The organism is Corynebacterium sp. (assembly GCF_030826625.1).
Taxonomy (GTDB): domain Bacteria; phylum Actinomycetota; class Actinomycetes; order Mycobacteriales; family Mycobacteriaceae; genus Corynebacterium.
In genome coordinates, this window is record NZ_JAPJNQ010000065.1 from 1 (window position 1) to 11834 (window position 11834).

The 11834-nt window shown below is 54.3% G+C and carries 8 protein-coding genes; 7 read left to right on the forward strand and 1 reads right to left on the reverse strand.

The window, feature by feature from the left end; genetic code table 11:
• A partial coding sequence (locus RCH87_RS08210) for an L-serine ammonia-lyase (protein ID WP_306516225.1) occupies positions 1-1251 on the reverse strand: 1251 nt, incomplete at its 3' end.
• 353 nt (positions 1252-1604) lie between these two features.
• Here RCH87_RS08210 and aspS point away from each other — a divergent pair.
• The 7 genes from aspS to RCH87_RS08245 all read left to right on the forward strand — a co-directional run bounded on the left by aspS (position 1605) and on the right by RCH87_RS08245 (position 11691).
• Positions 1605-3431, forward strand: a complete 1827-nt coding sequence (gene aspS / locus RCH87_RS08215) for an aspartate--tRNA ligase (protein WP_306516226.1) — start codon at positions 1605-1607, stop codon at positions 3429-3431.
• A 57-nt stretch (positions 3432-3488) separates the two neighbouring features.
• Positions 3489-4709: a phosphotransferase gene (locus tag RCH87_RS08220; RefSeq protein WP_306516227.1), complete on the forward strand. Its 1221-nt coding sequence runs from the start codon at positions 3489-3491 to the stop codon at positions 4707-4709.
• Between the two features lie 131 nt (positions 4710-4840).
• A complete protein-coding gene (locus RCH87_RS08225) occupies positions 4841-6130 on the forward strand; it encodes a replication-associated recombination protein A (RefSeq protein WP_373690955.1) in 1290 nt (429 codons plus the stop codon).
• 76 nt (positions 6131-6206) lie between these two features.
• Positions 6207-8879 (forward strand): alanine--tRNA ligase, encoded by a 2673-nt coding sequence (gene alaS, locus RCH87_RS08230; protein WP_306516229.1) that lies wholly within the window; start codon positions 6207-6209, stop codon positions 8877-8879.
• Positions 8880-9076: 197 nt separating this feature from the next.
• The gene (gene ruvX / locus RCH87_RS08235; RefSeq protein WP_373690954.1) at positions 9077-9628 is read left to right on the forward strand and encodes a Holliday junction resolvase RuvX; all 552 of its coding nucleotides are present in this window, start codon (positions 9077-9079) and stop codon (positions 9626-9628) included.
• A 25-nt stretch (positions 9629-9653) separates the two neighbouring features.
• Positions 9654-10853: an endolytic transglycosylase MltG gene (gene mltG / locus RCH87_RS08240; RefSeq protein WP_306516230.1), complete on the forward strand. Its 1200-nt coding sequence runs from the start codon at positions 9654-9656 to the stop codon at positions 10851-10853.
• Positions 10846-11691 (forward strand): shikimate dehydrogenase, encoded by an 846-nt coding sequence (locus RCH87_RS08245; protein ID WP_306516231.1) that lies wholly within the window; start codon positions 10846-10848, stop codon positions 11689-11691. Before mltG ends, RCH87_RS08245 begins: the two co-directional genes overlap by 8 nt.
• Positions 11692-11834 lie beyond the last annotated feature (143 nt).

Genomic DNA, 11834 nt, shown 5'->3' on the forward strand with positions numbered 1-11834 from the left:
GCGGGCGGCGTTAATGGCTTTCACGCCACCGATTGCGTTGCGCTCGATGCACGGAATTTGCACAAGCCCTCCAACTGGGTCGCACGTTAAGCCCAGGTTGTGCTCGAGTGCGATTTCTGCAGCGTTTTCGATCTGGGCTGCGTTACAGCCCAGCAGGTAGGCCATTCCCGCTGCCGCCATGGCAGATGCTGAACCGACCTCACCTTGACAACCGACTTCGGCACCGGAAATAGAGGCGTTCTGTTTGATGATCATGCCGATGGCGCCGGCAGTGAGCAGATAGCGACGCGCGGACTCGCGGGTGAAGTCGCGCTGGAAGTCGCGCGCGTAATGCAAGACAGCTGGGATGATCCCACAGGCTCCGTTTGTGGGGGCAGTGATAACTCGTCCACCTGCAGCGTTTTGTTCATTGACTGCTAGAGCATAAAGATTGACCCATTCCATGGCACTGAAACCGTGCGAGGTGTCATCGTTGGCTGCCAGTAGCTGTTCGTAGACTCGATGCGCTCGACGTGGAACATGCAGTCCGCCGGGTAGATGGCCTTTCGTGGCGATGCCCTCGGTGACACACGCCCGCATGACGTCCCACACAGTCGCGAGATGGTCATTGACGAAGGTGAGCCCGCCATCGCCTTGGTGCAAGGCTTTTTCGTTGGCTTCTACGAGCTGCCAGATTTCCAAGCCGGTTTCTTCGCACATGCGGAGCAAATCTGCGCCAGATTCGAAGGGATAAGGCACGGCCGATTCTCCATCCGCAGCCGCCATTCCTGCGGGGACTTCGTCGTCTTTTTCGACTTCGGCATCTAGCTGTTCGCGGGTAAGGATAAACCCGCCGCCGACAGAGAAATATTGAGATTCTTCGGCGATGCACTCGTCATTGTCATCCCAAGCGCTGAATACCACAGCATTCGGATGCTGGGGCAATGGTTCATTGTCGAATTCAAGCTCGTAGGCAATTTTGCCGTCGGGACCGCTGGCAGATCCGCTGAGGGGAATCGGCCTATCGGCCCGGGGTTCAGCATCCAATGGTACATCGAGTGGGTCCCAGCCGACGAGACCAAGAATTACGGCGCGATCGCTAGCGTGACCACGCCCGGTGGCCGAGAGTGAACCGCGAAGTTGGGCTTTGACGCGGTGGGGCCGGCTATTTAGTGATTCGACAAAGGATTTTGCTGCACGCATTGGTCCGACGGTGTGTGAGGATGAGGGACCAATGCCGATCGAAAAAATATCGGTGACACTAATGGTCATAACTATCCTTCCTAATTTATTGCGTGGTTCAAGTTAAAGAGCATCGAAGTTGTTGAACAATAATTTCTAATTTGGCGTCCAGTCTACGTGTGGTGTGCAAACACTGTCAGCAATCGGTGTGCAAAACAGAAAGACGCCGCGTACGAGTATTGAGTAGGTGCATGATCACCAAGTAAAGGGGTCAGACTAACAGTGTGTAGACTTGGGACAGTCTAAAATTGCTTTAGTTCCGTTCGCTGCGCTGATGCATGTCTTAATACGCGTTGAGGCTGCGCCTTCAAGCTCTGCGCAACTTTTAATAGTGCACGTAGAAGCAGTGAACTACACGAGCCACGGAAGGATTATCGATTATCATGCTGCGTACACATTCAGCGGGCCAACTGGGCAAAGATCTGGCAGGTAACTCAGTCACATTAGCCGGATGGGTTGCTCGTCGACGCGACCATGGAGGCGTCATTTTCATTGACCTGCGCGATCATTCTGGATATGTGCAGGCCGTCTTCCGTGATTCGCAGGTTGCCGAGAAAGCCCACGCGCTGCGTTCCGAATATTGCATTGCGATTACTGGTGAAATCGAGCCACGCCCAGCAGGTTCGGAAAACCCAAACCTCGCATCCGGTGAGATTGAAGTCAACGTCACCGATCTCAAGGTCTTGTCGACGTCTGAGGCGTTGCCGTTCCAGGTCGAGGACGCTTCTTCTTCGGACGTGGGCGAGGAAGCGCGGCTGCGCCACCGTTACTTGGATCTACGTCGGAAGAAGCAGGCGGAAGCTCTGAAGCTGCGTTCGCGTGCAAACCAAGCCGCACGCCGGGTATTGGATAAGCATGATTTTCTCGAAATTGAAACGCCGACGCTTACCCGCTCTACACCAGAAGGAGCCCGGGATTTCGTCGTTCCTGCTCGTCTGAAACCAGGATCGTGGTATGCGTTACCGCAATCGCCACAGCTGTTTAAGCAGTTGTTAATGGTCGCTGGTATGGAACGCTATTACCAGATTGCGCGTTGCTACCGGGATGAAGATTTCCGAGCTGACCGTCAGCCGGAATTTACTCAGCTCGATGTCGAGATGTCTTTTGTTGATCAGGAAGACGTGATAGCTCTTGGCGAAGAAATCGCTGCTGAGCTGTGGGGGCTGATCGGCTATGAAATCAAGCAGCCTATTCCGCGCATTACCTACGCCGATGCCATGCGGAAATACGGGTCGGATAAACCAGATCTGCGGTTCGATATCGAAATCACCGAGTGTGCCGAATTTTTCCAAAACACCACCTTCCGCGTTTTCCAAAACGAATACGTCGGTGCCGTCGTTATGCGTGGTGGAGCGAACCAACCACGCCGCCAACTCGATGCTTGGCAGGAGTGGGCGAAGCAACGCGGTGCTAAGGGCTTGGCCTATATCTTGGTTGGTGAAGACGGGACTTTGTCTGGCCCCGTCGCCAAGAATATTACCGAGGAAGAACGTGCGGGCATCGCCGAACATGTCGGTGCACAGCCTGGCGATTGCATTTTCTTCGCTGCCGGTGATACCCGTTCTTCGCGTGCACTGCTGGGGGCCGCCCGTAATGAGATCGCTCGCAAGCTCGGATTGATTCAAGAAGGTGACTGGTCGTTCGTTTGGGTCGTCGATGCGCCGTTGTTTGAACCCGCTGAAGCTGCAGTTGCCGACGGGGATGTGGCCTTGGGCGATTCGAAGTGGACGGCCGTGCATCACGCATTCACTTCGCCGAAGCCAGAATGGATCGATTCATTCGACGAGAATCCGGGTGAAGCCACTGCTTATGCTTATGATTTGGTCTGCAATGGCAACGAGATCGGCGGTGGATCGATCCGTATCCACAATAAGGATCTGCAAGAACGCGTATTCAAGGTCATGGGTATCAGCGAAGAGGATGCGCAGGAGAAATTTGGATTCTTGCTCGAAGCCATGAGCTACGGCGCGCCTCCGCATGGTGGCATCGCTTTTGGCTGGGATCGTATTGTTTCGTTGCTTGGTGGATTTGACTCCATCCGCGACGTCATCGCTTTCCCGAAGTCTGGTGGTGGTGTGGACCCATTGACCGATGCTCCGGCTCCAATTTCTGCAGCACAGCGTAAAGAAACCGGCGTTGACTTCAAACCTAAGGCTGACAAAGCCGCGGCCACAGCTGCTGCGAAGAATGTCGATAGCAAAGCTAACTAAGATCAACGCCAATTAAGATTTCGATCCGCTATTATTGCGGATCGATTAGATTATGGAGTGAACACAGTGCCTAGCCAGGAGCAATTAGTCAGCATCGCCCAAGACCTGCTCTCGCACCGCTTTGGTGGCTCGCAGCGGCTCGAAGATGTAGAGGTATTGGCAGGGTCCGGTGAATCCACGGTGCTGCGTGCACGGCTGGCTAGTCAGCCGTTTTTGCAACACCGCACCGTTGTGCTGAAGTTCGTTCCCATGACCGGCGAGGTGCTGTACGACGCCGCGCTTATGCGCGAGGTAGTGGCCTATCAATTCACCACTGCGTTGCCAGAAAACGTTCGGCCAGGCCCGATGCTGCTGGCACACGACATTAACGAGCGGTTGATCGTGATGACAGACTCCGGCGATGGCGAAACCTTTGATGAATTGCTGGAAACTGCAAAGCAGGACACTCGTGGCAAAATCTTGCGCAACTTGGGTAGCTCCTTGGGCCGGATGCATGCGGGAACAGCTGAGCGGGAGAATGAATTCGACATCCTGATGAAGCGGATGCTCAAAAACCACCCACAGTTTGGCGAAAACCAGGGTGTGCGCGATGAAGCACTGCAGCAATCGATCTTGCTCGGTGAGCAGATCGTGGAGAAATCCGGTTTCACGGTGCCACAAGCATTCCACGATGCCGCTCAGATAGCTCGTAAACGTGTGGTCGGCGGCTCAGCGCGTGCTTTCACTCCGTTCGATCTGTCGCCGGATAACATCATTGTTTCCGATAAAACACACTTTTTAGACTATGAGTGGGCGGGATTTCGAGACGTCTCGTTCGATCTCGCCTGTGTCATCGCGGGATTCCCGCAATTCGTGTTTACTCATCCCATCACGGATGAAGAGGCTGATACCTTCATTTCGGCGTGGAAGCGAGAGATCAAAGAAGTATTCCCGAATCTGATTGAACAGCAGACTCTACATGAACGCGTACTCGCAGCTTTGGTTGGTTGGGGCTTATCCACATTAGCGACGTTGTCGGCTGGCAACCTCAGTGGCGTGGTGGGAATGCTGCACAAAGGTGAGGACATTTCGGCCGACTTAGAGCAAGCTGCGACATTGTTGCGTACAGGTTCTGCTGATAGCTTTAGCGAAGAAGAGTTGCTCGTACGTCGTGATATCTACGAAACTTTTGAAGCGATGGCTCGTTATGGTGCTCATGGCACTGAAGAAAGCAGCGCGGAGATTTCGGAATTCGCTCGTAGCATCGCAGAACGCGTCGAAAAGCCTGGTTGGAAATAATGAGTCAAGACTCCTTGTTCGGATCGGCGTTGCCGGATAACTTGTCCGACAACGAAGCCCGACAAGATTTCGATCGCTTTCGTGGTACTGAGCTGTTTCAATCAGGTGCCGATGCGCCTCTGGCGGCTCGGATGCGGCCCACTAGCCTGGACGAAGTGCTCGGTCAAGGCCATTTGCTTGACGACGGTAAACCGCTGCGGAAGCTCGTTGAGGGACGGGGGCGCAGCTCTGTTATCTTGTATGGCCCACCGGGAACAGGGAAAACTACCATCGCGTCACTGATAGCTGCCCAAATGGGCCACCATTTTGTTGGTTTGTCTGCCCTCGATTCCGGGGTTAAACAGGTACGCGAGGTCATCAGCGGGGCACGTCGGGATGCGCAGCACGGTAAGCGGACAGTGCTGTTCCTTGACGAGGTCCACCGATTTTCCAAGACGCAGCAAGACGCACTGTTGGCCGCAGTAGAAAACCAAACCGTCTTGCTTGTAGCTGCGACGACCGAAAATCCTTCCTTTGCGGTGGTCTCGCCGTTGTTGTCACGCTCGTTGTTGTTAACTCTCCAGCCACTGAGTTCGAGTGATGTTGCAAAGCTTGTGCACCGTGCAGTCGGTGCCGATCGAGGCTTAGGCGGCCGAGTGCGTATTTCTACAGAAGCAGTAGATGATATTGTGCGGCTGGCGGGAGGCGATGCTCGTCGCGCACTGACGTATCTAGAAGCTGCCGCTGAGACCGCGCAAGCAGGTGAAGCGACGTCAACTGCCGAGGCCCCGGGGTCGGTGACTCCAGAGATTTCCGCAGAGATGGTGGCGCAAAGCGTCGATAAGGCGCTAGTTCGTTACGACCGCGATGGTGATCAACACTACGACGTTTCGAGCGCGCTGATTAAATCTATCCGGGGTTCTGATGTTGACGCTGGGCTGCATTATCTCGCGCGCATGATCGAAGCTGGTGAAGATCCTCGTTTTATCGCCCGGCGCTTGGTCATTTTAGCTAGTGAAGACATCGGGATGGCTGACCCGCAGTCACTGCAAATTGCGGTCGCTGCATCCCAAGCCGTACAGCTCATCGGAATGCCCGAAGGCAGATTGACACTTGCGCAAGCAGTGATTCATCTCGCTACTGCACCCAAATCAGCAAGTGTGACTCACGCTATTACGGCTGCACTAGCTGATGTGCATGCTGGGAAATCGGGCACTGTTCCACCACATCTGCGTGATGGTCATTATGTCGGAGCGCAGCGGTTGGGACATGCGCAAGATTATAAGTACCCGCATGATTATCCACGCGGGGTGGTAAATCAGCAATATATTCCGGATGAATTGCAGGATGCGGTATATTACCAGCCGACTGCGCATGGTAACGAAAGCCGTATTTCGGAATACCTCGGCCGACTGCGTAGGTTGGTACGTGGCAAGAAATAAGCATATTGGTCAACGGCACCAGTGGTATTAGTAAACTCGGCTCTAAACGTATTTTCGACGAAAAGGAAGAAACTTAGTGAAAACCCACGAGATTCGCGATCGATTCACTCAACATTTCGCACAGCGTGGCCATGAAGTTGTGCCTAGTGCATCGCTCATTTTAGATGACCCAAATCTTTTGTTCGTCAACGCCGGAATGGTGCCTTTTAAGCCGTACTTTTTGGGACAACAAAACCCGCCGTACCCGAATGGTACTGCGACTTCGATCCAGAAGTGTGTGCGTACACTTGATATCGACGAAGTGGGAATCACTACCCGCCACAATACTTTCTTCCAGATGGCGGGTAACTTCTCGTTTGGCCAGTACTTCAAGGAAGGCGCTATCAGCAACGCGTGGGCATTGCTGACGGGCTCGCTTGAGGACGGCGGCTTGGGCCTGGATCCGGAACGCCTGTGGGTGACGGTCTACGAAACAGATGATGAAGCTGCGGAGATTTGGGAAAAAACCATTGGCGTGCCCGCAGAGCGGATCCAGCGGATGGGCGTCGAAGACAATTATTGGCACATGGGTGTGCCTGGCCCATGCGGCCCGTGTTCGGAAATCTATTATGACCGGGGACCGGAGTATGGCGCCGAAGGTGGCCCGGCAGCAGATGAACACCGTTACATGGAGATCTGGAACCTCGTGTTCATGCAGTATGAGCGCGGTGAATCCACCGGATCCGGTAAGGGAGATTTCGAATTACTCGGTGAGCTGCCAGCGAAAAATATTGATACTGGCTTAGGTATTGAGCGCTTGGCATGTTTGCTGCAGGGCGTTGACAATGTCTACGAGACGGACCTGTTGCGGCCCGTGATTACTGCGGCGGAAGAACTCACTGGTGCAACCTATGGCGCGAAGCACGATAACGACGTGCGTTTCCGTGTTATCGCCGACCACTCACGCACCGCGATGATGCTCATCCTCGATGGCGTTACGCCGTCAAACGAAGGACGCGGGTATATCCTTCGACGTTTGCTGCGCCGCATTATCCGTTCAGCACGATTGCTTGGCGCGCAAGGCGAAACTATCAAGACGTTCATGTCTACCGTGATGGACACTATGGAGCCGTCGTATCCAGAGATTGCTGAGAGTCGCGAGCGGATTCTCGCTGTTTCTTTTGCTGAAGAACGGGCATTTTTGAAGACCCTGGAATCTGGAACCAGCCGTTTCGATGAAACTGCACAACAATTGAACCAACGTGGTGACAAAGTGCTGACAGGCGCCGATGCATTCTTGTTGCATGACACCTATGGTTTCCCGATTGACCTGACCATGGAAATGGCTGCCGAAGCCGGCCTTGATGTTGACATGGCTGGATTTGAGACCGCGATGGCTGAACAGAAGGCTCGAGCGAAAGCTGATAACAAAGCGAAAAAGCATAGCCATGCTGACGAATCTGTCTATCGTGAATGGGTCGATAACCAACCGACAGAATTTGCTGGTTATTCGGAGAAAGCGACCAATTCCACCATCATCGGCCTGGTGCGTGATGGGCAATCTGTGACGACTGCACACAGCGGCGATAGCGTTGAAGTGATTTTGGATGTCACCCCAATGTATGCCGAATCCGGTGGTCAATTGGCTGATCGAGGCACGATTGTGTCTGGCGAAGCTACCGTCGAAGTCAGCGATGTGCAAAAGATCGCAAAGAAGCTCTGGGTGCATCGTGGCGAAGTCTTGGGCGGTTCCCTGGAAATCGGCCAAGCAGTGACAGCAGAGTACGACCAGCAATGGCGGCACGGTGCCCGTCAAGCACACACAGCAACCCACCTGATTCACGGTGCGCTTCGTGAGGTACTGGGGCCAACGGCGGTGCAGGCAGGTTCGATGAACCGTCCTGGTTATCTACGCTTTGACTTTAACTACACCGAGCAATTGAGCCCGCAGCAGCTTGAACAGATCGCTACGATCACTAACCAAGTTGTTGATGCTGATTACCAGGTCAACACCCTCGAAACTTCATTGGACCAGGCCAAAGACATGGGTGCGCTGGCGTTATTTGGTGAAAACTATGGTGAACGAGTGCGCGTCGTGGAAATTGCCGGACCATTTTCAACGGAGCTGTGTGGTGGCACGCACGTGAGCCATTCTTCACAGATCGGCCCGGTTTCGGTATTGGGTGAATCGTCGGTTGGTTCAGGTGCTCGCCGTATTGAGGCTTATTCCGGCCTAGATGCCTTCCGCTATTTCTCCAAAGAAGCAGCATTGGCACACGGCGTTGCGCAATCCCTGAAAGCAAAGCCGAACGAAATCCCTGAACGCATTGAATCACTGACCCGCAAGCTGAAAGAAGCAGAAAAGCAGGTCTCGGCCTTGCGCCAGCAGCAGTTGGCGGCCAAAGCTGCCGAATATGCCAACGATGCGGTGGAAGTCAACGGCGTTTCTCTGGTCACGGCACAGTTGCCTGGGGAAATCAATGGTGGGCAATTGCGTTCGATCGCAGCGGATATCCGTAGCCGTCTCAATTCCCGCCCCTGTGTTGTTGTCTTGGCGACCGATAACTCGGGCAAGGTTCCGTTTGTGGTTGCATTGAGTCCTGAAGCCGTCGACAAGGGCCTCAAAGCTGGCCAACTGGTATCAGTTTTTGGCGGCTATGTCGGTGGTAAGGGCGGCGGAAAGCCGGATATGGCGCAAGGGTCGGGAAACCAAGCAGCGGGTATCGCGCAGGGTTTTGCGGCCGTACGCGAGGAGCTTGCTCAGGGGTAGTGCAGGTAATCGACTCTTCACAACTGGCATGTTGTGTATAGAACTGCCAGTCGGTGTCCGGTTTGTTACCGTTTAGTTATAGAATAGGTGAGCACAACGCAACAGAGTGGTGGTTACACCAGTTCTGTGAATGCTCGATTGTTGTAGCACACCTGCAGCTAGAGATGTCCCGGGAATAGGAAGGAAAAGCTCAAGCCGTGAGCACACTCGAACCAGACGCGCCACACGTTGATTCTCCTGAACATTCCCTGGGCATTGAAGGAAGACGCATCGGGATTGATGTCGGAACGGTACGCATCGGCGTCGCCGCATCAAACAGAGAAGCCACGTTGGCTTTCCCAGTAGAGACCGTGCAACGAGAGACTGGTTTCAAGGATCGTGATCAAGCAGATATCGACCGCTTGCTGGAGCTGATTGCGCAATATCAAGCAGTAGAAGTCGTCGTCGGATTGCCTCGCGACCTGCGCGCGAATGGCTCGAAAAGCGTGAAACATGCGAAGGAAATTGCGTTCCGAATTCGTCGCCGTTTACGCAACTCTGGCGAGCAGACACCGGTTGTGCTTGCCGACGAGCGCTTGACGACGGTTGCTGCAACTCAAGCATTACGGGCATCCGGGGTCTCGGAGAAAGCCGGGCGCGCAGTCATTGACCAGGCCGCGGCGGTGGAAATTTTGCAATCCTGGTTGGATGCACGCCAATTGGCTCGGCAACGTAATCGCGAGCCGGTGGACACGGACTCATCGAATTAAGCCGAACGAAGAAGAGAATTTACACATGAGCAAACAGACTCGCGTGCGCGTGAGACGCAGCATGGACCCGAAGTACGTGAAACGTCGACAGCGGGGGCTTGCTGTTTTGATCGCCTCGTTCATTCTTATTATCGGGGTGAGCGGCTATATCGCATTTAACGTCGTATTTGGCGACCGAGGAGGATCCTCCGTGGTCGATTTCGACGGTGACGGTAACGGCGTCGTTGCGATGGTGCAGATTAAAGAAGGCGATTCGATTTCTTCGCTTGGCCCTGAACTCGAAGATCGCGGTATCGTCGCCTCCGATTCGGTGTTCCAAACGGCAGCCGCCAGCAACCCCGATGCCGGAAATGTGCAACCAGGTTTTTATCGCCTGGAAGAAAAAATGAGTGCGCAAGCAGCGGTGGCAGCGTTGTTGAACCCAGAAAAGCAGGTTGAGCTGCTAGATGTGCACGGCGGTGCAACCTTGCATGATGTCAACGTTAAAGGTGGCAACGTGCGCAAAGGGATCTTCACTCAGATTTCCGAGGTCAGCTGTGCTGATGGCCATGACGGTGATTGCGTCAGTACCGACCAGTTGGAAGCGGTCGCAGCCACGAGCGACCCAGCGGATCTCGGGGCGCCAGAATGGGCGCTTGAACGAGTGCGTGCGCAGGGAGCCGATTCCAAGCGATTGGAAGGCTTGATTGCTCCAGGCCAATATGTCATCGATCCAAATATGGATGCTGAAGAAATCTTGACGGATCTAGTATCGCGCACCACTAAGCGGTACAACGACTCGAATATTGTCGATCGGGCACGCGCAGTAGATTTGGATCCTTATGACCTACTCATTGCGGCCTCTCTGGTCGAGCGTGAAGCGCCAGCAGGAGATTTCGACAAAGTCGCACGCGTGATCTTGAATCGTTTGGATGAGCCGATGCGTCTCGAGTTCGATTCAACCGTCAATTATGGTCTTGATGATGTAGAACTCGCGACTTCAGACGCGGACCGGCAACGTGAAACGCCATGGAATACCTATGCGATGGATGGTCTGCCGGCAACCCCAATTGCAGCACCTTCCGACGATGCTGTACATGCCATGGAACACCCAGCGGATGGTAACTGGTTATTCTTCGTCACCATCGACGAACGCGGCACCACGGTATTCAATGACACCTTCGAAGCACATCTCGAGGATGTTGACCGGGCATTAGAATCGGGAATTCTGGATCACCATGAATAAACCGGGGTCGGCGGAGCTGAAAATACGCAATCGGGCTGCGGTGCTCGGCAGTCCGATCGCACATTCACTCTCACCGGTGTTGCATAACGCGGGCTTCGCAGCACTTGGGCTCGACGATTGGCATTATGGTCGCAGTGAAGTGCGAGCAGGTCAATTAGCCGAATTCTTATCTCATGTCGATTCATCTTTCCGGGGATTTTCCGTGACTATGCCGGGGAAGTTTGAAGCCCTGGAATTCGCTGATCATGTGAGTGGTCGGGCAAACATGATTGGTACAGCGAACACATTGGTGCGCCATGATGACGGTTGGCATGCAGACAATACTGATGGTGATGGTGTACTGGGAGCTTTAGGAGCCTTGTTTCCTGATAGCCATCGGAGACTCGGCCACGTCATCGTATTGGGGTCTGGCGGTACTTCACGGCCGGTTTTGTGGGCGCTCGGCACCATGGGTGTAGAAGAAGTGACGGTTGTCAACCGCCGTGATCGGAGTAGCGAATGGGCACCGTTGGCCGAAGCCATGGGGCTGCGCTGGCGAACTGCCACGTGGGATGAGTCTTTGCCTGATTCTGATGCGGTTATTTCGACGGTGCCATCTGATGCTCTTGCCGGATATGAACAACGTCTGGCACATGCGCCGGTGTTAGATGTTATTTATGAACCGTGGCCTACGCCCTTGACCATTCAGGCAGCTTCCAACGGCTACCGTAGTGTCGGCGGCCATGTGATGCTTGCGCATCAGGCTTTCGGACAATTCACCGCATTCACTGGGCATCCTGCGCCGCAGGAGGCAATGTGGAAAGCACTCGAGCAGGAGCTGCAGTCGCGGACTAAATAGTCTCATCCGATGCAAGCCCGAAATACGACGCAAGCCCGAACTGAGTAGGTTTTGTACGGTAGCCTGAGCAGGCATGGGGGGATTTTTCATTGAATTATTCGTTGCCGGAATTGTTCTGGTGTGGGCGAGCGCCCTGGTTTACT